This window comes from Winslowiella arboricola (genome assembly GCF_025527015.1).
Taxonomy (GTDB): Bacteria; Pseudomonadota; Gammaproteobacteria; order Enterobacterales; family Enterobacteriaceae; genus Erwinia; species Erwinia arboricola.
Window position 1 is genome coordinate 91,572 of the sequence record NZ_JAODIM010000036.1, and the last position, 22,033, is coordinate 113,604.

Consider the following 22,033-nt stretch of genomic DNA (forward strand, 5'->3'; position numbering starts at 1 on the left):
GGTTTAAAGCATGTCGCTTCCCCCTGACGTTCATCGCCTGCTGCCCTGCTTTCTTGCCGCAGCCGACTGCCACAGTTTTTCCGCCGCGGCCCGCCAGCTGGGACTGACGCCAGCCGCGGTCAGTAAGAGCGTACGCACCCTCGAACAGCGGCTGGCGCTGACGCTGTTTCAGCGTAATACCCATTTTGTCACCCTGACCGAAGAGGGCGTCGCGCTGCGCCAGCGCATTGGCCCGTTATGGCAGGCGCTGAATCAGGCGCTGGAATCGCCCGATGCCACCCCGGCTGGCTGGGTCCGCACCAGCGTTATTCCCGGCTTTGGCCGCTACTCCCTGTTGCCGCTGCTGCCTGAGTTTCAGCGGCGCTATCCACAGGTGCGCATTGATTTGGCACTTGAGGCGCGCAAGGTGAACCTGATTGGTGAACGCTACGATGTGGCGATTGGTCAGCGTACCGCTGAAGACACCCGGCTGGTGGCGCGCCCGTTGCGCCCGATACAGCATATGTTAGCCGCCTCGCCAGATTATCTGGCGCAATATGGCACGCCGCAACATCCGCAGGATCTGCTGCAACACCGTTGTCTGATGCACCGCAATCCGGGCGATGGCAAATTACTCGACTGGTTGCCTGGCCACCCGCCACTGAGTGAGCAGCAGGCGTATTTAATCACAACCCTGCCGGATGCGCTGGTTGATGCCGCGCTGTCCGATATGGGGGTTGTCTGTCTGTCGCACTGGTATCTGGAAACCCATATCGCTCGCGGCGATCTGGTGCCACTGCTCCAGCCCTGGTGGCCTGAACCGCAGCCGCTATGGCTGTGGTATCCCTCCGCCGATCTGCCGCCACGCGTGCGCGTCTGGGTCGAGTTTGTGCTGAGCAATTTTTCACCGTAATTGACATCTGCCCAACATTCCCGCCTTAACCGGCAATCTTTGCTTTGCATCAATAAAAGTGCAGTTAATTCCGATCAAAATACCATATATAGCGTTTACTATGCTTATCCTTATCTACATATAGATATTCCACTAAAAGGAGAGCAGCGGTGGCAACAGTAGTAATCAAACGAGATGGCTGTCAGGTAACCTATGATGAGCAACGCATCTGTGCGGCGATCTGTGGTGCGGCGCAAGCCGCGCAGATTGCCGACGACGACTACTGTGCGACCGTCGCTCGCCAGATAAGCCTGCAGATGCAGGGCCGCAGCAGCGTCGATATTCACGAGATCCAGCAGGCGGTGGAAGATCTGCTGATGGCCGGTCGTTATCCGCAGCTGGCTCGCACTTATATCGAATATCGTCATGACCGGGATGTGGCGCGCGAACTGCGCGGCAAACTTAATCAGGCGATTCGCGGACTGGTTGAGCAGAGCAACCCGGCGCTGCTGAATGAAAATGCCAATAAAGACAGCAAAGTGATCCCTACCCAACGCGATCTGCTGGCAGGGATAGTGGCGAAGCACTATGCGCAACAGCATATTTTGCCGCGCGATGTGGTCAGTGCCCATGAACGGGGTGAAATTCACTATCATGACCTCGATTACTCGCCGTTTTTCCCGATGTTTAACTGCATGCTGATTGATTTAAACGGCATGCTTAACAAAGGCTTTAAGATGGGTAATGCGGAAATTGAGCCGCCCAAATCCATCTCTACCGCCACTGCTGTCACCGCACAGATTATCGCCCAGGTCGCCAGCCATATTTATGGCGGCACCACCATTAATCGCATCGATGAAGTGCTGGCGCCCTTTGTCGAAGCCAGTTTTGCCAAACATCAGGCGGTAGCCCGCGAGTGGCAAATCCCCGATGCTGAAACCTACGCCCACAGCCGCACCGAAAAAGAGTGTTACGACGCCTTTCAGTCGCTGGAGTATGAAGTTAATACCCTGCATACCGCCAACGGCCAGACGCCGTTTGTCACCTTTGGTTTTGGTCTGGGCACCAGCTGGTCAGCACGCCTGATTCAGCAATCGATCCTGCGTAACCGTATTGCTGGCCTCGGCAAAAACCATAAAACCGCAGTGTTTCCAAAGCTGGTATTTGCCATCCGCGAAGGCGTTAACCGCCACGCCGGCGAGGTAAATTACGATATCAAGCAGCTGGCGCTGGAGTGCGCCAGCAAGCGCATGTATCCCGATATTCTTAATTACGATCAGGTGGTGAAAGTTACCGGCTCGTTTAAAACCCCGATGGGCTGCCGCAGCTTCCTTGGCGTCTGGGAAGAGAACGGTGAGCAGGTGCATGAGGGTCGCAATAATATCGGCGTGATCAGCCTGAATCTGCCGCGTATCGCGCTGGAAGCTCAGGGCGATGAAACGCGCTTCTGGACCCTGCTTGATGAACGTTTGCTGCTGGCGAAACGCGCGCTGATGACGCGAATCGCCCGGCTGGAAGGGGTAAAAGCGCGGGTGGCGCCGATTCTGTATATGGAGGGCGCTTGCGGCGTGCGGCTGAAAGCCGACGATAATGTTGCCGAAATCTTTAAATATGGTCGCGCCTCGATTTCACTGGGCTATATCGGCATTCATGAAACCATTAACGCACTGAGCGGCGGTCAGCGCCATCTGTATGACGACGCAGTGCTGCGGCAGAAAGCCGTGGCGATTGTCAGCCGGATGCGCGAAGCCGTCGATCAATGGAAGGCCGAAACCGGCTATGGCTTTAGCCTCTACAGCACGCCAAGTGAAAATCTTTGTGATCGCTTCTGCCGCCTTGATGCCGCGCAGTTTGGCGTGGTGCCTGGCGTGACCGACAAAGGTTACTACACCAACAGTTTCCATCTCGATGTCGAGAAGAAGGTTAATCCTTACGACAAAATCGACTTTGAGGCCGCTTATCCACCGGTCGCCAACGGCGGTTTTATCTGTTACGGCGAATACCCGAATATTCAGCACAACCTGAAAGCGCTGGAGGATGTCTGGGATTACAGTTATCACCGCGTGCCCTATTACGGCACCAATACGCCGATTGATGAGTGTTATGACTGCGGTTTTACCGGCGAATTTACCTGCACCAGCAAAGGTTTTACCTGTCCGAAATGCGGCAATCATGACGCCAGCCGGGTATCGGTAACGCGTCGCGTCTGTGGTTATCTTGGCAGCCCGGATGCACGGCCCTTTAATGCCGGTAAGCAGGAAGAGGTAAAACGCCGGGTAAAACATCTGGCGACCGGCATGCTGGATCAGTAGCGCAGGCGAATAGCATGAATATTCATCAGTACTATCCGGTTGATATTGTGAATGGCCCCGGCACGCGCTGTACGCTGTTTGTTTCCGGCTGCGAACATCAGTGCCCGGGGTGTTATAACAAAAGCACCTGGCGGCTGAATTCCGGCGTGCCTTTTACCATTGAGATGGAAGAGACGCTGATCAACGATCTTAACGATCAGCGCATTCCGCGTCAGGGGCTGTCGCTGTCCGGCGGCGACCCGCTGCATCCGGCCAATCTGCCGGATATTCTGCGGCTGTTAAAGCGAGTGCGTCGCCAGTGCCCCGGTAAGGATATCTGGCTATGGACCGGCTATACCCTCAATCAGCTGACTGACGCCCAGCAGCGGGTGATAGCGGAGATCAATGTACTGATCGACGGCAAGTTTGTGCAGGCGCTGTATGACCCGATGCTGCTGTGGCGCGGTAGCAGCAATCAGGTGATTCACACCCTGCGTTAAGCCAGATGCAGATCGCGCGACTCAATAATGTTTACACTACTGCCGCCTTCAGTAAAGGCTTCGCGCAGCATCACCTGCGCCACATCGCGCGCCTCCACTGCCCGCAGGTTGCCGGGCAGGATTTTAAACAGCGGGGCAAACAGCGACTCACCACCACGCTTGTGTGGGCGATCGCCCAGCAGTAGTGAGGGTCTGAGCAGCGTCAGCCGCGGCCACGCCTGATGACGCAGCGCGTTTTCCATCTCCCCTTTTACCCGGTTATAGAAAAACGGCGAGCGGGCATTAGCGCCGTTAGCACTGACCACCAGCATATGCCTGGCTCCCAGCCGCTGGCCAGCCAGCGCGCTATCGACCACCAGCGTATAGTCGACGTGAATAAAAGCTTCTTTGCTGCCCGCCTGCTTGCGCGTGGTGCCAAGACAGCAAAAAACCACATCAAGCGCGCCTTCCAGCGGACGCAGCACATCGGTTAAATCCTCTTCCACCAGGTTAGTGACTTTGTCCATTGGCGGCAGCGCACGGCGCGTTGGCGCGATAATCTCACTGACACGTGGCTCGGCAATCAGCAAACGCAACAGATGACTTCCCACTAAACCGGTGGCGCCGGTCAAAAGAACTCTGCTCATGGGGCATTCCTTTTCGTAGAGTGGATATTAACCCGCTGAAAAAACGAATACTTACAGTCTATATCATTATTTATCATTGCGAATTCAGGATTCTCAACCAGACTTAATCATCGATTCAATATAAACCGGAGGAGAAGATGAGCAAGAAAATTGCGGTGCTGATTACCGATGAATTTGAAGACTCGGAATTTACCTCTCCCGCAGAAGCTTATGCTAAAGCGGGTTATGAAGTGGTGACCATTGAAAAAGAGGCGGGTAAAACCATCACCGGCAAACAGGGGAAGGCAACGGTAAAAATCGATAAGGATATTGATCATGTCGATGCCGCAGAGTTCGATGCGTTGCTGTTGCCTGGCGGCCATTCGCCCGACAGCCTGCGCGGTGACGACCGTTTTGTCGCCTTCACCAAAGCGTTTGTTGCCAGCGGAAAACCAATATTTGCTATCTGCCATGGCCCGCAGCTGTTAATCAGCGCCAGTGGCGTACGCGGCCGCAAGATGACCTCAGTAAAAGCGATTGCTGTCGATTTGAAAAATGCCGGGGCTGATTTTTATGATAAAGAGGTGGTGGTCGACAATGACAAACTGGTCACCAGCCGTACACCGGAAGACTTACCGGCGTTTAATCGGGAATCACTGCGTATTTTAAGTCTGTAAGCCAGCAGGCCGGGTGCGCCCGGCCGCTAACCCCGTTGCCACAACAGTTTTTTGCCAAAGCCCAGCGCGTTATCAGTCATTTTCAGCTCATCCAGACGGATTTCCCACAGCGGCGCCGACACCTTTTTGGCTACCGGAAAACGCTTGCAGTAAGCGGCTCTGGCGCGCGCTTCAGTTTCACCGCTTAATACCATAATCTGCCCGCGGTACTGCACGCCTTTAATCAGCAATACGCTTTTCGGCTGGCCATTAACCGTGCCTGCCACCAGCGCCTGCCGCTGCATCAAAGCACCGTGACGGGTATCAGGCTCGGTCATCAACCAGAACGCCACCCGTTCGGCATCAAATACGTAGAAACAGTTGGCGCACCAGAGATCCTGTGCGTCACCACAGCACAGCGACAGCACATGCTGTTTTTTCAGATAGCGAACGATAGCAGTAAGTGATTCAGATTCAGACAAAATGACTCCGTGACGGCAGGGAAAGTGATGATTTTGCGGGTACAATGCTAACAGATTATCGCCAGTTGAGATTAACCATGAGTAGCGACACCCTGCCAGCCCTGTGGCAGCTCTATATTCTGCGCACCGCCAGCGGCGTGCTCTATACCGGCATTACCAATGATGTGGCGCGTCGCTTGCGTCAGCATCAGGAAGGTAAAGGCGCCAAAGCGCTACGCGGCAAGGGGCCACTGGCGCTGATGTTTTATTGTGATGCCGGGGATCGCTCCAGCGCATCGAAGCTGGAGTATCAGGTCAAACAGCTTAAAAGGCAGGATAAAATCAGACTGGTTGCCAGCCAGCCTGAATCACTGAGCGACTGGCTGGCTAATCGAAACGGTTAAACGGCGCCGAAAATTCGATCTGCCCTTCCACACCGACAAACGCATCATCTGCCAGTTTATACACCTGAAATGCCGCCTCGGTGCCCAGCCATTTACAATGTAACTGATGGCGCGCCGCCGGTTCAAAACCAAAACGGCCATAGAAATCGGGATCGCCGAGCACCACTACCGCGGCGTAGCCAAATTCATTTAAGGTATCCAGCCCTTCGTAAATCAGCTGCTTACCGATACCCTGCTGACGGACGCTTTCATCTACCGCCAGCGGCGCAAGGCCAACCCACTGTTTATCCTCGCCCTGCAGCTCTACCGGACTAAATGCGGCATAGCCCAGTACCTGTCCTTCATCATCGGTCGCCACCACACCGAGAGTCAGCAAGCCGTCTTCGCGTAGTTGCTGCACCAGCTCCGCTTCCGCCGCAGTGGCAAAGCAGCGGCGCAGCAGGCTGTCGATGCCCGCAGCATCAACGCCAATCTCTGTCCGAATTAACATGATGCACCTGCGCGATTCGCCGTCGAATTCGCGTCCTTATTCATTCCAGTCTCAACAAATTGTGCCAGCTGTATCAGTCCGATACGCAGCGGCGTTGGCATCATTTCCAGTTCAATTGCATCCATTACGTTTTTTACCTCAAGCCCCAGTTCGGTATCACCTTCAATAACCAACCGACGCTGGAAAAATAGCGTATCCGGGTCACGCTTACGCGCTGCAATCAGCAGCAGATCGTTTGCGTCACCACGAAACCAGACGTCTGGCTGCTGGCTGTCACTCACTACCAGCTGACCACCGACCACGCTGGCCGACCAGCGCAGGTCGAGATCGCGGATCTCCACCCCCAACCAGCGCCCTTCCAGAAAGTTTAACTCACCTTCGGCCAAAGCATGATGAAATTGCCAGTTCAGTAACTGCTGCAAAAGCCGTTTTTTGATCGCGAAAGGGGTGAGTTGTAGCGGAAAGCGCAGAAGCTGCGGGCCTTTTTGTACGCACTGCGCACGAAGCTGGTTCAACACTATTAACACTCCTTACGAAAAAATTTCAGCTATTTTGCCACATCTGTCCGTGACGTCCGGCAGCAGGATCAAGGAACAGTGCGAACTTTAAGCTTTTTAAACCGCCACTGCACAATCAATACGCCATTCGCTGCCTTAAATCAAAATTTGTCTTGCGCCACGCGTCTAAAATCATCCGCTGTTATTGCTTATTCCAGAGAGAAATCATGGAACTTCTATGCCCGGCGGGTAATCTTCCCGCGCTGAAAGCGGCCATCGAGAATGGTGCAGATGCAGTGTATATCGGCCTGAAAGACGATACTAACGCCCGTCATTTTGCCGGTCTTAACTTTACCGGGAAGCGCTTACAGGAAGCCGCGCGCTTTGTGCATCAGCGTAAACGCAAGCTGCATGTGGCGATTAATACCTTCGCCCATCCCGACGCTTATCAGCGCTGGCAGCGTGCGGTCGATATGGCGGCCGATCTTGGCGCAGATGCGTTGATCCTTGCCGATCTGGCGATGCTGGAGTATGCCGCCGAACGCTATCCGCAGATTGAGCGCCACGTCTCAGTGCAGGCGTCCGCCACCAATCTGGAGGCGATAAAGTTTTATCATCGCCACTTTGCCGTTTCGCGCGTGGTGTTACCGCGCGTGCTGTCGATGCATCAGGTGCGTCAGCTGGCGCGCGTCACGCCGGTGCCGCTGGAGGTGTTTGCCTTCGGCAGCCTGTGCATTATGGCGGAAGGCCGCTGTTATCTCTCTTCATGGCTGACCGGGGAATCACCTAATACCGTCGGCGCCTGCTCACCGGCGCGTTTTGTGCGCTGGCAGCAGACTGCCGCCGGACTGGAGTCGCGGCTTAACGAGGTGTTAATCGACCGCTACGCCGCCGATGAGAACGCAGGCTACCCGACGCTATGCAAAGGACGCTATCTCGTCGATGAGATGCGCTATCACGCGCTGGAGGAGCCAACCAGCCTGAATACACTGGCGCTGCTGCCGGAGCTGCTGCGGGCCAATATCGCCTCGGTGAAGATTGAGGGACGTCAGCGCAGTCCGGCCTATGTGGCAGAAGTGACGCGCATCTGGCGTCAGGCGATCGATCGTTGCCTGGCGACACCGGATGACTTTCTGGTGGAACAGCAGTGGATGCAGGCGCTGGGTGCGCTGTCGGAAGGCACGCAAACCACGCTTGGCGCTTATCACCGTAAATGGCAGTAGGAATCACCATGAAATATGCATTAGGGCCAGTGCTGTGGTACTGGCCAACTGAACAGCTGAATGCTTTTTACCAGGCCGCCGCCGCCAGCAGTGCGGAAATTGTCTATCTCGGTGAAGCGGTATGCAGTAAGCGCCGCGCTACCAAATTCAGTGACTGGCTGAATATCGCCCATATGCTGCGCGACAGCGGCAAACAAGTGGTGTTCAGCACGCTGGCGCTGGTGCAGTCGCCCTCGGAGCTGAGGGAGATAAAACGCTATGTCGATAACGGCGAGTTTCTGGTGGAGGCCAACGATCTTGGCACGGTCAATCTCGCGGCTGAGCAAAAACTGCCGTTTGTCGCTGGCCTGGCGTTAAACTGTTATAACGCCGTCACCTTGCGCATGTTGCTGAAACAGGGAATGACGCGCTGGTGTATGCCGCCAGAATTATCGCGCGACTGGCTGGCAAATATTCTCCAGCAGAGTGAAAGTCTGGGCATCCGCCAGCAGTTAGAAGTGGAAGTGATGGGCTATGGCCATCTGCCGCTGGCACTTTCCGCCCGCTGTTTTACCGCCCGATCGGAAAATCGCGCCAAAGATGAGTGTGAAACCTGCTGTATCAACTATCCTCAGGGTCGACGCGTGTTATCGCAGGAGAATCAGCAGGTATTTGTGCTTAACGGCATTCAGACCATGAGCGGCTACTGCTACAACCTGGCTAACGATCAGATTTCGATGCAGGGTATGGTCGATATTCTGCGATTGTCGCCAGAAAGCCATGAAACACTGGCGTTAATTGACCGTTTCCGCGCCAACCAGCATGGCACAGCGCCACTAATGATGGCGCAGCGTAATGACTGTAATGGTTACTGGCGCAACCTGGCGGGACTGGTGCTGCAGGAGTAAGCAGCAGAGTGATGGCACAGGGTGTAAAGCCGGTATATATAAATACAGTTTTAATAGGGTTACTGAGATACTGATATTTATTAATAGCAGGCGAACCCGTTCGTCGCGCAGCTAAAAAGCGAGCTCCCATGTCTGAGAAAAAATCTGTTCCTTTATCGGTGCTCGATTTAGCGCCGATCCCACAAGGCTCTACAGCACGCGAGGCTTTCCACTCATCACTGGCGCTGGCGCAGCAATCAGAAAAGCTGGGCTATCACCGTTACTGGCTGGCTGAACACCACAATATGACCGGGATCGCCAGTGCCGCGACCTCCGTGCTGATTGGCTATCTGGCCGCAGGCACCACCACGCTACGTCTCGGCTCCGGCGGCGTAATGCTGCCTAACCACGCACCACTGGTGATTGCTGAGCAGTTTGGCACGCTGGAGTCGCTCTATCCGGGTCGTATTGATCTTGGGCTGGGTCGCGCGCCAGGTTCCGATCAGCGCACCATGATGGCGCTGCGTCGTCATCTCTCCAGCGCGCAGGCCGATAGTTTCCCGGCGGATGTCGCCGAGCTGGTGAACTGGTTTGACGCCGGGGCAGACGAGCAGCCGCCGGTACAGCCGGTTCCGGGTCTTGGGCTGAAGATCCCGGTGTGGCTGCTGGGTTCCAGTTTGTATAGCGCTCAGCTGGCGGCGAGACTGGGCCTGCCTTTTGCTTTTGCCTCACACTTTGCCCCGGATATGCTGTTCCAGGCGCTGCAAATCTATCGTGACAGCTTTAAGCCTTCCGCCCGACTGGAGAAGCCGTATGCCATGGTGTGCGTCAATGTGGTGGCGGCTGACAGCGATCGTGACGCCCGCTTCCTGTTTACCTCAATGCAGCAGCAGTTTATCAATCTGCGTCGCGGCAAGCCGGGTCCGTTGCCGGCGCCGGTGGAAAATATGGATAACCTGTGGTCACCGTCGGAACAGTATGGCGTGCAGCAGGCACTGAGTATGTCGGTGATTGGTGACAGCGACAAAGTACGCAGTGGTCTGGCTTCACTGATTCGTGAAACCCAGGCAGATGAGATTATGGTTAACGGCCAGATCTTCGATACGCAGGCGCGTCTGCGCTCGTTTGAACTGGCAATGCAGGCGGCTCAGTCGCTGTAACCTTCACAGGTGCTTCGCCCGAAGCACCTGTTATTCCTGCCCCAGCATTTTGATATCACGCGTCGGTGACGTGCCATAAAAGCGGCTGTATTCGCGGCTAAACTGTGATGCGCTTTGATAACCCACCTGATAACCGGCGGTTCCGGCATCCATTTTTTCCAGCAGCATTAAACGGCGCGCTTCGTTAAGCCGCAGCTGTTTCTGATACTGCATCGGCGTCATCGCAGTGACCGCTTTAAAGTGGTGATGCAGCGACGAAGTGCTCATGCCAACACTGCTGGCCAGTTGATCAATTTTCAGTTGCTGATGAAAATTTTCACGCAGCCAGCTGGCCGCCTGCGCCACTTTATTGCCGGGCCGCTCCGCCAGAGCGATATTCAGTAAGCGTGGCCCCTCCGGGCCGGTGAGCAAACGGTAAAAAATCTCCTGCTCAATCAGCGGCGCCAGCATGGCGATATCCTCCGGGCGGTGCAGCAATTTAATCAGACGCACAACCGCATCCAGCAGCGCTTCAGACACCCGGTTGACGGTGATGCCACGCGTGATTTTCGGTACCGCCGAATGCAGCTCGGCGGGCATCGCGTTAATAAACTTTTGCAGCCGCAGGGGGTTGATGGTGATCGCCACCGCCAGATTAGGCTCGGCGGCGCTGGCGCGTGTGATACAGGAGCTTACCGGCATATCCATTGATGCCAGCAACAGATCGCCTGGCCCATAGACATAGGTTTCATCGCCGAGACGCAGCGCCTTTTCGCCCTGCGCCACCAGCGCAAAACTGGCCCATTGCGAAATATGCATCGGCTGCGAGGGTGAAGAGCGGCGGCCAAAGTAGAGAAAATCGATTGCCGTATTGACCACCCCATCCTTGGTGGCGAAATGGGCAATCAGGTTAATCAGTTCCTGCCACTGAGGGCTTTGGATATTCATGCCATTAGCCTGCTGATCTGTTGATGCTCAGGAGGCTTATTGTACTGAAACCCCACGGTGAGAAAATCCTTCCGGCGTATGTTTGCAGGATTGTGCAAAAAGCTTGCAGGATCACGCTAACCCCTCAGCCTGCTTCGATTGCATATTTTATCGACATTAAACCAGCGAATTAATGCAGGAGAGAAACGATGAAAGCACTCGCAGGAAAAGTCGCCCTGGTGACGGGCTCATCGAAAGGCATAGGCGCAGGCATTGCAATTATGTTTGCCGCTGCAGGCGCGCGCGTGGTGGTAAATTATCTGCATGATGAAGTGGGCGCCGAAGATGTGGTCAGCGATATCGTCGAGGCAGGTGGCGAAGCGATTGCGGTTCAGGCTGACGTCTCACGCGCCGACCATGTTAAACGCCTGTTTGCAACGGCGTACACCGAGTATGGCAAGCCGGATATTGTGGTCAATAACGCCGGGGTGTTTCACCGCTCGCCCTTTAGCAACATCACCGAAGCGGAGATGCAGCAACAATTTGCAGTCAATGTGTTTGGCACCCTGCTGGTCAGTCAACAGGCGGTGGAATATTTTGGCGATGGCGGTGGCTGCATTATCAATCTGAGTGCGGTGAGCAGCAAGAATGTCGCGCCTGGCGCAGTGCTTTATGCCGCCACCAAAGGAGCGATAGACAGCATCACCCAGGGACTGTCACGTGAGCTGGGGCCAAAGAATATTCGGGTTAATGCGATCGCACCGGGCTGCATTATTACCGAGGGGCTGCTGGCTTCAGAGATGCTTAAACCCGAGTTTAAAGCACAGCTTATCGCCATGACACCATTAGGCCGTTTTGGCATCCCGGAGGATGTGGCACGCGTGGCGCTGTTTCTGGCTTCAGAAGAGGCTACCTATGTCAGCGGCGAACGGCTGCTGACCTCTGGAGGCTGGCGCTAATCAGGCAAAAAAAAAAACCAGCCCGCAGGCTGGTTTTTTTATTTGCGTCAGTGATTATGCATCACGACGACGAGTTGGTGCGCTGCCGCCATCCTGACGTGGACCACGGCTGGTGCTGCTGCGACCTGCGCCGCCGCCTTCACGACGGTCGCTGAAACGACGTGGAGCGCCGCCATCACGACCGCCTTCACGACCCGCACCGCCGCCGAAACCACCGCGACCACCGCCAGCAGGACGACGATCGCCGCCACCGCTACGCTCTGGACGATCGTTGCTGCGTGGAACCGCATCGCCCAGCAACTGCATATTCATCGGCTTGTTCAGAATACGAGTACGGGTGAAGTGGGACAGAATGTCACCTGGCATACCTTTCGGCAGTTCGATAGTTGAATGGGTACCGAACAGCTTGATGTTACCAATGTAACGGCTGCTGATATCGCCTTCGTTAGCAATGGCGCCAACGATGTGACGAACTTCAACACCATCATCACGGCCAACTTCAATGCGGTACAGTTCCATATCACCAACTTCACGACGCTCACGACGTGGTGCGCCATCGCGGTCACCGCGAGGTTCGCCACGCGCTTCACGTGGAGCACGATCGCCACGCTCAGGACGACGGTCATCACGACGATCGTCACGGTCACGGAATTCGCGACGTGGGCGCTGTGGTGCATCTGGTGGCAGAATCAGTGGACGTTCGCCCTGTGCCATTTTCAGCAGAGCTGCGGCCAGAGATTCCATATCCAGTTCTTCTTCCGGCTGCATTTTAGCCAGCAGCGCACGGTACTGTTCCAGATCGCTGCTTTCCAGCTGAACCTGAACTTTCGCCGCGAACTTAGCCAGACGACGCTGGGACAGCAGTTCTGCGTTAGGCAGTTCTACTTCCGGAATAGTCAGCTTCATGGTGCGTTCAATGTTGCGCAGCAGACGACGCTCGCGGTTCTCAACGAACAGCAGCGCACGGCCAGCACGACCTGCACGACCGGTACGGCCGATACGGTGAACGTAAGACTCTGAATCCATAGGGATATCATAGTTTACTACCAGGCTGATACGCTCAACGTCCAGACCACGTGCCGCAACATCGGTCGCAATCAGGATATCAAGGCGACCGCTTTTCAGGCGCTCCAGCGTCTGCTCACGCAGTGCCTGGTTCATATCACCGTTCAGTGCTGCACTGTTGTAACCGCTACGCTCCAGCGCTTCAGCCACTTCCAGGGTCGCGTTTTTGGTACGCACGAAGATAATCGCCGCATCAAAGTCTTCTGCTTCCAGGAAGCGCACCAGAGCATCAGTCTTACGACCAAATGCAGTCCAGTAGCTCTGGCTGATGTCCGGGCGAGTGGTTACGCTGGACTGGATACGCACTTCCTGCGGATCCTTCATAAAGCGTTTGGTAATACGACGAATCGCTTCTGGCATGGTTGCAGAGAACAGAGCGGTCTGATGACCTTCCGGGATCTGCGCCATAATCGTTTCAACGTCTTCGATAAAGCCCATACGCAGCATTTCATCAGCTTCGTCAAGCACCAGTCCACGCAGGCTGGACAGGTTCAGCGTACCGCGTTTCAGGTGATCCAGCAGACGACCCGGGGTACCCACAACAATCTGTGGACCCGCACGCAGTGCACGCAGCTGAACGTCATAACGCTGGCCGCCGTACAGGGCAACAACGTTAACGCCGTTCATTTTTTTAGAGAATTCAGTCATAGCTTCAGCAACCTGAACCGCCAACTCGCGAGTAGGTGCCAGCACCAGAATCTGTGGTGCTTTCAGGTTACTATCAATGTTGTGCAACAGCGGCAGAGAGAATGCAGCTGTTTTGCCACTACCAGTCTGGGCCATACCCAGCACGTCACGGCCAGCCAGCAGATGTGGGATACACTCTAACTGGATAGGTGATGGTTTTACGTAGCCCATACCATTCAGTGATTCTAAAAGGGCAGCATTCAGGCCCAGGTCAGCAAAAGTGGTTTCAATGGCAGTATCATTGGTTTCGATCGTAGTCATGTAGTACACAAGCCTCTTAAATTGCGGCGGCCAGTCTACATAACTCGTCGTGAAAATTTTCAGTCATTTTCATCAAAAAGTGTGAACCGGCTCAAATTAGTGGTTTCGACGAACAAAAAGGCCCTCATCCGTGAAGATGATGACATTTCAGAAATTCAGGCAAAGAAAGTTCGTCAGCTATTGCTGGTCAGATTCTGATAAATCGTCTTGTGTCTGGCCGAGTAGCGCCAGCTCCAACAATGCGTATCGGTGCTCAACGTAGTTATTTACGTTGTTGGCGACCGCCAGTTTGAACAACGCTTCTGCGTTGTCCTTCTCCCCCAGACTTAGGTAGTACTTACCTAAATAGAAGTTGGTTTCACTGAGATGTTCAGCGAGCGAGGTGTTATCCGTTGCGTCCGCCTTGAGACTTTCCATCAGTGTTTTCTCACTGATGTCGCCAAGGTAGAACTCGACAATATTCCATCCCCATTGTTCCCGGTCCGATTTGTCATAACGCTGTTTTAGCGTGACTTTTGCTTTACTGACATCCATCTCACGTTCAACGAGATAGAGCCACAAGCTGCGGAAAGGATCGTTAGGATCGTCTTGATAAAACGCCAGCAGATCATCTTGCGCTAGCGGGTATCGACCACCGTAATACAGGGCGATGCCACGATTTAAATGCGCATAGTTGTAAGTTGGATCAAGCTCAAGTACAGAATCAAACGCTTCATAGGCGGCATCAAAGTTGCCAGCCTGCGTTAAATATATGCCTAAGTAATTGAATACTTCCGGCATATCCGGTCTGATCGCCAGCGCTTGTGAAAAATCATTTCGCGCTAATGCTCTCAAACCTAAACTATCATACAACACTCCGCGCTCATATAACAGCTGTGCGCGTTCATCATCGGTTAATGCACGACTGGCAAGTATTTGTTCCATGCGCGCCAGGATGACTTCCTGTTGCAAGGTGGGCTGCAGCGGAACCGCCAGAACGTCGTTTCTACGCCAGTCAGAGTTGCTGCATCCTGCCAGCGATATAGCTGTCGCAACGAAACACCAGCGCAAAAAAGGCTTCATTTCCCACTCCCGAAAACAAACATTGGGATAAACGTCCTGTTATCCGCCTGCCGTACACAAGGTGTCCCGTCCTCGCGATGAAACAGCTCTCCATGCGAACATGGAGAGCTCAGTGGTCGATCGTTATTCAGCTTCAGGGTTAACTGCGGCTGCTTCTTCAGGTTGTTGCTCTGTCGCTTCTTTGATGCTCAGACGCACACGGCCCTGACGATCTACTTCCAGTACTTTAACCGGAACTTCCTGACCCATCTGCAGGTAATCGGTCACTTTCTCAACACGCTTATCAGCGATCTGAGAAATGTGCACCAGACCTTCTTTACCGCCACCGATAGCCACGAAGGCACCGAAGTCGACAATACGGGTCACTTTACCGTTGTAGATACGGCCTACTTCGATCTCAGCAGTGATCTCTTCGATACGACGGATAGCGTATTTCGCTTTTTCGCCGTCGGTTGCTGCGATCTTCACGGTGCCATCATCTTCGATTTCGATGGTGGTGCCGGTTTCTTCAGTCAGCGCACGGATTACCGAGCCGCCTTTACCGATAACATCTTTGATCTTGTCCGGGCTGATCTTGATGGTGTGGATACGTGGAGCGAACTGAGAGATATCGCCACGCGGGGTGCTGATAGCCTGCTCCATCACGCCCAGAATGTGCAGACGCGCACCTTTGGCCTGATTCAGCGCTTCCTGCATGATTTCGCGGGTGATGCCTTCAATTTTGATATCCATCTGCAGCGCGGTGATACCTTCACGGCTACCGGCTACTTTGAAGTCCATGTCGCCCAGGTGATCTTCGTCACCGAGGATGTCAGACAGAACGACAAATTTCTCGCCCTCTTTCACCAGACCCATCGCGATACCAGCAACAGCGGCTTTGATTGGCACGCCTGCGTCCATCAGCGCCAGAGATGCGCCACAGACAGAAGCCATTGATGAAGAGCCGTTAGATTCGGTGATTTCAGATACCACACGTACGGTGTACGGGAAATCTTCCGGTTTTGGCATCATCGCCAGCACGCCGCGCTTCGCCAGACGACCGTGACCAATTTCACGACGCTTCGGTGAACCGACCATACCGGTCTCGCCCACAGAGTACGGAGGGAAGTTGTAGTGGAACAGGAAGCTGTCGGTACGTTCGCCCATCAGCTCATCCAGGTTCTGCGCATCACGAGCAGTACCCAGCGTCGCGGTAACCAGTGCCTGAGTTTCACCACGGGTGAACAGTGCAGAACCGTGAGTACGTGGCAGCACGCCAGTACGCACATCCAGACCACGGATCATATCTTTTTCGCGACCATCGATACGCGGCTCGCCGTTCAGAACGCGGCTACGCACCACATCTTTCTCGATAGCGTGCAGGATATCGCTGATTTCGCCGTCGTTCAGCGTCTCATCTTCCGCCAGCAGGGCTGCGGTAGTTTCAGCTTTGATAACGTTAACTTTTTCGTAACGTTCTTGCTTCTCAGTGATGCGGTAAGCATCGCTCAGACGAGATTCAGCCAGTGCAGCGATGCGCGAGGTCAGCGCTTCGTTAACTGCTTCTGGCTGCCAGTCCCAGCGTGGTTTGCCTGCTTCAGCAACCAGTGAGTTAATCTGGTCGATAACAATCTGCTGCTGATCGTGACCGTAAACTACGGCGCCCAGCATCTGATCTTCGCTCAGTACATCAGCTTCAGACTCAACCATCAGTACGGCGCCTTTAGTACCGGCAACCACCAGATCCAGTTTGCTTGCTTTGATTTCGTCACTGGTCGGGTTCAGCACGTACTGATCGTTGATGTAACCGACGCGTGCCGCACCAATTGGACCATTAAATGGCAGGCCAGACAGGCTCAGCGCAGCAGAAGCACCAATCATTGCCACGATATCCGGGTTAACCTGTGGGTTAACGGAAACGACAGTGGCAATAACCTGCACTTCATTAACGAAACCTTCCGGGAACAGTGGACGCACCGGACGGTCAATCAGACGCGAAATCAGGGTTTCGCCTTCGCTTGGACGGCCTTCACGACGGAAGAAGCTGCCCGGGATACGACCAGCAGCGTAAGTACGCTCCTGATAGTTAACCGTCAGAGGGAAGAAGTCCTGACCTGGTTTAGCTTGTTTACGGCCAACAACGGTAACGAACACCGCGGTGTCGTCCATGCTAACCATTACAGCTGCAGTTGCCTGGCGCGCCATCATACCGGTTTCAAGGGTAACGGTATGCTGACCATATTGGAATTTACGTACGATCGGGTTCAGCAAAATAATATCCTTTACTCATAGCAGACACTTTCATCGTGCTCTGCCGGGGATTTTTAATCTTCATTCGCATTCTCGCGACTAATGACAACCTTCAATCCACGCCCCGTTGGATAAAAGCCTCTCATTAGCCGCGCGAACCTCTGCAACTGAAGATCACACTAAGCAACAATACATTAGTTTGGTACATAATGCTGCCGATTGCTCTGAAAAAGGGGCCATAAAGGCCCCCTTTTAGCGAAACTCGCACGAATCTGTTCATCGAGCCGTGCTTTCGTCAGTTTAACGCCGACGGACGTTTCAGAACAGATTCTCAGACTTAGCGACGCAGACCCAGACGCTCGATCAGGCTGGCGTAACGCGCAACGTCTTTGCCTTTCAGGTAATCCAGCAGCTTACGACGCTGGGAAACCATACGCAGCAGGCCGCGACGGCTGTGGTGGTCTTTTTTGTGCTCAGAGAAGTGACCCTGCAGATGGTTAATCTGTGCAGTCAGCAGAGCAACCTGAACTTCAGTAGAACCACTGTCGTTAGCGCCACGACCGAAATCAGCAACGATTTGTGCTTTAGTTTCAACACTTAGAGACATATTACAACTCCAGATATTAAGATAAATTTACAGGCGCCGATCTCTAATTCAGCTACCCAATGTTATACCCGAGTAACTCGACCCAGGGTACAAAGCCGCGCTATTCTACTCTGAGCCACCTGCGTTAGCAAATGACTCAATCAGAATATTCAACGACCAGACGACGTGGCGCAACGCGACCATCGTCATCGATTTCCGCCATACCGATAAACTTACGCTCATCACCTTCGGTGACACGCACTAAGCCCTGAGCCGGTACGCCAGAAGCTTGTACCGGCTGTCCCTGCTTAAAATAAGCGGCGACAACGGTAAGCAAATTGACTTCAGGAAACGCCGCTGCCGGACTGTCCATCGGCATTAGCAGAGGATCAAGTTTATCCGCCGACGCGCTGCCTTCAGCATTGGCCTGCTCAACCAGCTCAGTCAGCTGCTCCAGCGTGACCATCATACTTAACGGATAGGTCGCCACCTGCAGACGACGCAGCATAATCACATGCGCGCCACAGCCCAGCTGTTCACCGAGATCGTCGATAATGGTGCGAATATAGGTGCCTTTCGAGCAGTGGATTTCCAGCTCCAGCTCATCGCCTTCCCAGCGAATAAACTTCAGCTCATAAACCACAATGCTGCGTGCTTCACGCGGCACTTCGATACCCTCACGCGCATACTCATACAGCTTGCGCCCCTGGTATTTCAGCGCCGAATACATCGAAGGCACCTGCTGCGTTTCGCCACGGAAGCTTTCCAGTGCGGCATCCAGCATCGGCTGACTGAAGGTCTGCGGACGTTCACTGATCACCACGCCATCAGCGTCGGAGGTATCCGTACGCTGGCCCAGACGGGCGATCACGCGGTAGCGCTTGTCAGAATCCAGCAGATACTGGGAAAACTTGGTGGCTTCACCGAGACAGATCGGCAGCATGCCGGTCGCCAGCGGATCCAGCGCGCCGGTGTGCCCTGCGCGGTTGGCGTTATACAGACGTTTTACTTTCTGCAGCACATCGTTCGACGACAAGCCCTGTGGCTTATCCAGCAGCAGCACGCCGTGAATATCGCGGCCACGACGACGAGGACGACTCATAAGGCTATTCCTCCTTGTCTTCTTCCGCTGGAGCACGACGTTCATCGTCGTTTCTCACTACGTTAGTGACAAGGTTAGACATACGCATACCTTCAACTAACGAGTTATCGTAGAAGAAGGTCAGCTCAGGCACGATACGCAGACGCATCGCTTTGCCCAGCAGGGTGCGGATATAGCCAGAGGCGTCGCCCAGCGCACGTAAGCCCGCTTTAATCGCGGCTTCATCTTTGTCATTCAGGAAGGTGACAAACACTTTGGCATAGGCCAGGTCGCGCGAGACGTCGACGCCGGACACCGTAACCATCATGCCCAGACGTGGATCTTTAATCTCACGCTGTAAAATCATCGCGATCTCTTTCTGCAACTCCTGGGAGACACGCTGTGGGCGACCAAATTCTTTCGCCATAATCAATTCTCCAAATAATTCGGGAGGCGCAGTGGCCTCCCAAATAAGTCACTTTTTCAGGCGACCATTAATCGATAGTACGCTGGATCTCGATAATTTCGAATACTTCAATCATATCGCCAGGACGCACATCGTTGTAGTTCTTCACGCCGATACCACATTCCATGCCGTTACGGACTTCGTTAACGTCATCTTTGAAGCGGCGCAGGGATTCCAGCTCGCCTTCGTAGATAACCACGTTGTCACGCAGAACACGAATCGGGTTATGACGTTTGATGTTACCTTCGGTCACCATACAACCGGCGATAGCACCAAATTTCGGTGATTTGAACACGTCACGTACTTCAGCCAGACCGATGATCTGCTGTTTGTACTCAGGCGCCAGCATACCGCTCATCGCCTGCTTAACTTCGTCAATCAGATTATAGATGACGGAGTAGTAACGCAGATCCAGGCTTTCTGAATCAATCACGCGACGCGCAGAGGCATCAGCACGAACATTAAAGCCGATCAGGATAGCGTTGGACGCTGCAGCCAGGGTGGCGTCGGTTTCGGTGATACCACCTACGCCTGAACCCACAATCTTCACCTTCACTTCGTCGGTGGAGAGTTTCTGCAGTGAATCGGCAATCGCTTCGACAGAACCCTGTACGTCGGCTTTCATCACGATGTTCAGCTCGGACACTTCGCCTTCGGTCATATTGGCGAACATGTTTTCCAGCTTAGATTTCTGCTGGCGAGCCAGTTTAACTTCGCGGAATTTGCCCTGACGATACAGCGCCACTTCACGTGCTTTCTTCTCGTCACGTACCACGGTCGCTTCATCACCCGCTGCCGGCACGCCGGACAGACCAAGGATTTCAACCGGGATAGACGGACCTGCTTCCAGCACTTCGCGACCTAATTCGTCACGCATCGCACGCACACGGCCATACTCGAAGCCGCACAGTACGATATCGCCTTTATTCAGCGTACCTTCACGCACCAGAACGGTAGCAACCGGGCCGCGACCTTTATCCAGGAAGGATTCGATCACTACGCCGCTTGCCATACCCTGACGCACTGCGCTCAGTTCAAGCACCTCAGCCTGCAGCAAGATAGCGTTCAGCAGGTCATCAATACCGGTACCCGCTTTGGCGGAGACGCTAACAAACATGTTCTCGCCGCCCCACTCTTCCGGGATGATGCCGTACTGGGTCAGTTCGTTTTTAACACGATCCGCATCCGCATCTGGCTTATCAATTTTGTTGACCGCAACCACAACCGGCACTTTCGCCGCTTTGGCGTGCTGGATAGCTTCGATGGTCTGTGGCATCACGCCGTCGTCCGCCGCAACCACCAGGATAACGATATCGGTCGCCTGAGCACCACGGGCGCGCATCGCGGTAAACGCGGCGTGACCAGGGGTGTCAAGGAAGGTCACCATACCGTTGTCGGTTTCGACGTGGTAAGCACCGATGTGCTGAGTAATGCCGCCCGCTTCGCCAGAGGCGATTTTGGTGGAGCGAATGTAATCCAGCAGCGAGGTTTTACCATGGTCAACGTGACCCATAATGGTTACCACTGGCGCGCGTGATTCTAACGCTGCATCAGTGTCACGGTCGCTCATTACCGCTTCTTCCAGCTCATTCTCGCGGCGCAGGGTAACTTTATGACCCATCTCTTCCGCGACCATCTGAGCAGTTTCCTGGTCGATAACCTGGTTGATGGTAGCCATTGCGCCCATTTTCATCATCGCTTTGATGACCTGGGAGCCTTTCACCGCCATTTTGTTGGCCAGTTCGGCCACGGTCACGGTTTCGCCGATGATCACATCACGGTTAACCGCCTGCGCTGGCTTGTTGAAGCCCTGCTGCAGAGTGCTTGGCTTACGCTTGCCTTTACCACCACGAACCTGAGCGCGCGCTTCTTCGCGGTCAGCTTTCGATTCTGAGTGTTTATTGCCTTTTTTCTGACGCACGGCTTTCACCGGACGGCTACGACGTTCACCTTCAACCTTACGGTCGTTTTCATCTTCAGCCTGACGGGCATGCGTAGATGTGGTGACGTGGTAATCAGAAGTATCTTCAGGCTCTTCGGACGCTACGGTCCAGCTTTCACCTTTCTCTTCTGCCATTTTACGGGCCTCTTCAGCTACGCGCTTAGCATCTTCTTCAATCTTGCGGCGCGCTTCTTCTTCGGCTTTACGCTTCAGCTCTGCAGCTTCAGCTTCGCGACGGGCTTTATCTGACTGATTTGCCCGGGTAATTTCGTCGGTAGGTTGATTGCTCACTTTATCTTTTTCCGCTGCTTCGCGCCTTGCTTTGTCGGCGGCTTCACGTTTAGCTTGTTCTTCCGCTTCACGCTTAGCTTTATCTGCGGCATCTCGTTTAGCTTTTTCTTCAGCTTCACGACGAGCCTGTTCTTCCGCTTCACGCTGCGCCAGCGCTTCTGCTTCCGCTTGTTCAGCGTCAGTTTCGCCTTTCACATAGGTGCGCTTTTTGCGGACTTCGATTTGCACCGATTTACTTTTACCCCCGGTGCCAGGAATATTCAAGGTGCTACGCGTCTTGCGCTGCAAAGTCAGTTTACTTGACACGCTGCCGTGCTCACGATTCAGGTGCGTCAGTAAGGTTTCTTTTTCTTGCTGGGTCACTGAGTCGGTTTCAGACTTGCGGATCCCTGCGTCAGCAAATTGCTGTACCAGGCGTTCCACCGGAGTCTCAATCTCTGCGGCCAGCGATTTTACGGTTACATCTGTCATGCT

At 54.3% G+C, this 22,033-nt stretch carries 22 protein-coding genes; 9 read left to right on the plus strand and 13 right to left on the minus strand.

Annotated features, from left to right (window positions below):
- Positions 1 to 10 precede the first annotated feature (10 nt).
- From N5923_RS04210 to nrdG, 3 genes are all read left to right on the plus strand, one after another.
- Entirely contained in the window at positions 11 to 892 is an 882-nt protein-coding gene (locus N5923_RS04210) for a LysR family transcriptional regulator (RefSeq protein ID WP_267142730.1), read from the plus strand.
- Between the two features lie 149 nt (positions 893 to 1,041).
- Positions 1,042 to 3,183, plus strand: a complete 2,142-nt coding sequence (gene nrdD / locus N5923_RS04215; RefSeq protein ID WP_267142731.1) for an anaerobic ribonucleoside-triphosphate reductase — start codon at positions 1,042 to 1,044, stop codon at positions 3,181 to 3,183.
- Positions 3,184 to 3,197: 14 nt separating this feature from the next.
- Complete coding sequence (gene nrdG, locus N5923_RS04220) at positions 3,198 to 3,662, plus strand: anaerobic ribonucleoside-triphosphate reductase-activating protein (RefSeq protein WP_267142732.1); 465 nt, start codon at positions 3,198 to 3,200, stop codon at positions 3,660 to 3,662.
- Here the strand turns inward: nrdG and N5923_RS04225 are convergent.
- Positions 3,659 to 4,288: an NAD-dependent epimerase/dehydratase family protein gene (locus N5923_RS04225; RefSeq protein ID WP_267142733.1), complete on the minus strand. Its 630-nt coding sequence runs from the start codon at positions 4,286 to 4,288 to the stop codon at positions 3,659 to 3,661. The genes nrdG and N5923_RS04225 overlap by 4 nt on opposite strands.
- Before the next feature lie 137 nt (positions 4,289 to 4,425).
- Here N5923_RS04225 and N5923_RS04230 point away from each other — a divergent pair, with 137 nt between their 5' ends.
- Positions 4,426 to 4,944, plus strand: coding sequence for a type 1 glutamine amidotransferase domain-containing protein (locus tag N5923_RS04230; protein WP_267142734.1), 519 nt, complete (start codon positions 4,426 to 4,428; stop codon positions 4,942 to 4,944).
- Between the two features lie 26 nt (positions 4,945 to 4,970).
- Here N5923_RS04230 and N5923_RS04235 read toward each other — a convergent pair whose 3' ends face one another.
- Complete coding sequence (locus N5923_RS04235) at positions 4,971 to 5,405, minus strand: YhbP family protein (RefSeq protein WP_267142735.1); 435 nt, start codon at positions 5,403 to 5,405, stop codon at positions 4,971 to 4,973.
- Positions 5,406 to 5,482: 77 nt separating this feature from the next.
- Between N5923_RS04235 and N5923_RS04240 the strand changes: the two genes are divergently transcribed.
- A complete protein-coding gene (locus N5923_RS04240; RefSeq protein ID WP_267142736.1) occupies positions 5,483 to 5,788 on the plus strand; it encodes a GIY-YIG nuclease family protein in 306 nt (101 codons plus the stop codon).
- On the opposite strand, the gene N5923_RS04245 is transcribed toward N5923_RS04240, so the two are convergent.
- The gene (locus tag N5923_RS04245; protein ID WP_017801414.1) at positions 5,772 to 6,278 is read right to left on the minus strand and encodes a GNAT family N-acetyltransferase; all 507 of its coding nucleotides are present in this window, start codon (positions 6,276 to 6,278) and stop codon (positions 5,772 to 5,774) included. The genes N5923_RS04240 and N5923_RS04245 overlap by 17 nt on opposite strands.
- A complete protein-coding gene (ubiT, locus tag N5923_RS04250; protein WP_267142737.1) occupies positions 6,272 to 6,796 on the minus strand; it encodes a ubiquinone anaerobic biosynthesis accessory factor UbiT in 525 nt (174 codons plus the stop codon). Before ubiT ends, N5923_RS04245 begins: the two co-directional genes overlap by 7 nt.
- Before the next feature lie 206 nt (positions 6,797 to 7,002).
- On the opposite strand from ubiT, the gene ubiU reads away from it, so the two are divergent.
- The 3 genes from ubiU to N5923_RS04265 all read left to right on the plus strand — a co-directional run bounded on the left by ubiU (position 7,003) and on the right by N5923_RS04265 (position 10,024).
- Complete coding sequence (gene ubiU / locus N5923_RS04255; protein ID WP_267142738.1) at positions 7,003 to 7,998, plus strand: ubiquinone anaerobic biosynthesis protein UbiU; 996 nt, start codon at positions 7,003 to 7,005, stop codon at positions 7,996 to 7,998.
- 8 nt (positions 7,999 to 8,006) lie between these two features.
- Positions 8,007 to 8,885 (plus strand): U32 family peptidase, encoded by an 879-nt coding sequence (locus tag N5923_RS04260; protein WP_267142739.1) that lies wholly within the window; start codon positions 8,007 to 8,009, stop codon positions 8,883 to 8,885.
- Positions 8,886 to 9,013: 128 nt separating this feature from the next.
- The gene (locus tag N5923_RS04265; RefSeq protein WP_267142740.1) at positions 9,014 to 10,024 is read left to right on the plus strand and encodes a luciferase-like monooxygenase; all 1,011 of its coding nucleotides are present in this window, start codon (positions 9,014 to 9,016) and stop codon (positions 10,022 to 10,024) included.
- Positions 10,025 to 10,054: 30 nt separating this feature from the next.
- Here the strand turns inward: N5923_RS04265 and N5923_RS04270 are convergent, their stop codons facing one another.
- Positions 10,055 to 10,951 (minus strand): AraC family transcriptional regulator, encoded by an 897-nt coding sequence (locus N5923_RS04270; RefSeq protein WP_267142741.1) that lies wholly within the window; start codon positions 10,949 to 10,951, stop codon positions 10,055 to 10,057.
- 188 nt (positions 10,952 to 11,139) lie between these two features.
- Here N5923_RS04270 and N5923_RS04275 point away from each other — a divergent pair, with 188 nt between their 5' ends.
- On the plus strand, positions 11,140 to 11,889 hold the full coding sequence (locus tag N5923_RS04275; RefSeq protein WP_267142742.1) for an SDR family NAD(P)-dependent oxidoreductase: 750 nt from the start codon (positions 11,140 to 11,142) through the stop codon (positions 11,887 to 11,889).
- A 54-nt stretch (positions 11,890 to 11,943) separates the two neighbouring features.
- Here the strand turns inward: N5923_RS04275 and N5923_RS04280 are convergent, their stop codons facing one another.
- The 8 genes from N5923_RS04280 to infB form a co-directional block, all read right to left on the minus strand.
- On the minus strand, positions 11,944 to 13,902 hold the full coding sequence (locus N5923_RS04280; RefSeq protein ID WP_267145220.1) for a DEAD/DEAH family ATP-dependent RNA helicase: 1,959 nt from the start codon (positions 13,900 to 13,902) through the stop codon (positions 11,944 to 11,946).
- Between the two features lie 16 nt (positions 13,903 to 13,918).
- Positions 13,919 to 13,975 (minus strand): protein YrbN, encoded by a 57-nt coding sequence (yrbN, locus tag N5923_RS24775; RefSeq protein WP_100229640.1) that lies wholly within the window; start codon positions 13,973 to 13,975, stop codon positions 13,919 to 13,921.
- A 104-nt stretch (positions 13,976 to 14,079) separates the two neighbouring features.
- Positions 14,080 to 14,964, minus strand: a complete 885-nt coding sequence (nlpI, locus tag N5923_RS04285) for a lipoprotein NlpI (protein WP_267142744.1) — start codon at positions 14,962 to 14,964, stop codon at positions 14,080 to 14,082.
- A 123-nt stretch (positions 14,965 to 15,087) separates the two neighbouring features.
- Positions 15,088 to 17,214 (minus strand): polyribonucleotide nucleotidyltransferase, encoded by a 2,127-nt coding sequence (pnp, locus tag N5923_RS04290; RefSeq protein WP_267142745.1) that lies wholly within the window; start codon positions 17,212 to 17,214, stop codon positions 15,088 to 15,090.
- Positions 17,215 to 17,530: 316 nt separating this feature from the next.
- Positions 17,531 to 17,800, minus strand: a complete 270-nt coding sequence (gene rpsO / locus N5923_RS04295; protein WP_267142746.1) for a 30S ribosomal protein S15 — start codon at positions 17,798 to 17,800, stop codon at positions 17,531 to 17,533.
- Between the two features lie 136 nt (positions 17,801 to 17,936).
- Positions 17,937 to 18,881: a tRNA pseudouridine(55) synthase TruB gene (truB, locus tag N5923_RS04300; protein WP_267142747.1), complete on the minus strand. Its 945-nt coding sequence runs from the start codon at positions 18,879 to 18,881 to the stop codon at positions 17,937 to 17,939.
- 4 nt (positions 18,882 to 18,885) lie between these two features.
- Entirely contained in the window at positions 18,886 to 19,287 is a 402-nt protein-coding gene (gene rbfA / locus N5923_RS04305; protein WP_267142748.1) for a 30S ribosome-binding factor RbfA, read from the minus strand.
- A 67-nt stretch (positions 19,288 to 19,354) separates the two neighbouring features.
- On the minus strand, positions 19,355 to 22,030 hold the full coding sequence (gene infB, locus N5923_RS04310; protein WP_267142749.1) for a translation initiation factor IF-2: 2,676 nt from the start codon (positions 22,028 to 22,030) through the stop codon (positions 19,355 to 19,357).
- Positions 22,031 to 22,033: the final 3 nt, after the last annotated feature.

Coding starts and splice junctions, on each gene's coding strand:
- N5923_RS04210 (WP_267142730.1), top strand. CDS start 11: ATGTCGCTTCCCCCTGACGTTCATCGCCTGCTGCCCTGCTTTCTTGCC.
- nrdG (WP_267142732.1), top strand. CDS start 3,198: ATGAATATTCATCAGTACTATCCGGTTGATATTGTGAATGGCCCCGGC.
- N5923_RS04225 (WP_267142733.1), bottom strand. CDS start 4,288: ATGAGCAGAGTTCTTTTGACCGGCGCCACCGGTTTAGTGGGAAGTCAT.
- N5923_RS04230 (WP_267142734.1), top strand. CDS start 4,426: ATGAGCAAGAAAATTGCGGTGCTGATTACCGATGAATTTGAAGACTCG.
- N5923_RS04240 (WP_267142736.1), top strand. CDS start 5,483: ATGAGTAGCGACACCCTGCCAGCCCTGTGGCAGCTCTATATTCTGCGC.
- N5923_RS04245 (WP_017801414.1), bottom strand. CDS start 6,278: ATGTTAATTCGGACAGAGATTGGCGTTGATGCTGCGGGCATCGACAGC.
- ubiU (WP_267142738.1), top strand. CDS start 7,003: ATGGAACTTCTATGCCCGGCGGGTAATCTTCCCGCGCTGAAAGCGGCC.
- N5923_RS04260 (WP_267142739.1), top strand. CDS start 8,007: ATGAAATATGCATTAGGGCCAGTGCTGTGGTACTGGCCAACTGAACAG.
- N5923_RS04265 (WP_267142740.1), top strand. CDS start 9,014: ATGTCTGAGAAAAAATCTGTTCCTTTATCGGTGCTCGATTTAGCGCCG.
- N5923_RS04270 (WP_267142741.1), bottom strand. CDS start 10,951: ATGAATATCCAAAGCCCTCAGTGGCAGGAACTGATTAACCTGATTGCC.
- N5923_RS04275 (WP_267142742.1), top strand. CDS start 11,140: ATGAAAGCACTCGCAGGAAAAGTCGCCCTGGTGACGGGCTCATCGAAA.
- N5923_RS04280 (WP_267145220.1), bottom strand. CDS start 13,902: ATGACTACGATCGAAACCAATGATACTGCCATTGAAACCACTTTTGCT.
- nlpI (WP_267142744.1), bottom strand. CDS start 14,964: ATGAAGCCTTTTTTGCGCTGGTGTTTCGTTGCGACAGCTATATCGCTG.
- rpsO (WP_267142746.1), bottom strand. CDS start 17,800: ATGTCTCTAAGTGTTGAAACTAAAGCACAAATCGTTGCTGATTTCGGT.
- truB (WP_267142747.1), bottom strand. CDS start 18,881: ATGAGTCGTCCTCGTCGTCGTGGCCGCGATATTCACGGCGTGCTGCTG.
- rbfA (WP_267142748.1), bottom strand. CDS start 19,287: ATGGCGAAAGAATTTGGTCGCCCACAGCGTGTCTCCCAGGAGTTGCAG.
- infB (WP_267142749.1), bottom strand. CDS start 22,030: ATGACAGATGTAACCGTAAAATCGCTGGCCGCAGAGATTGAGACTCCG.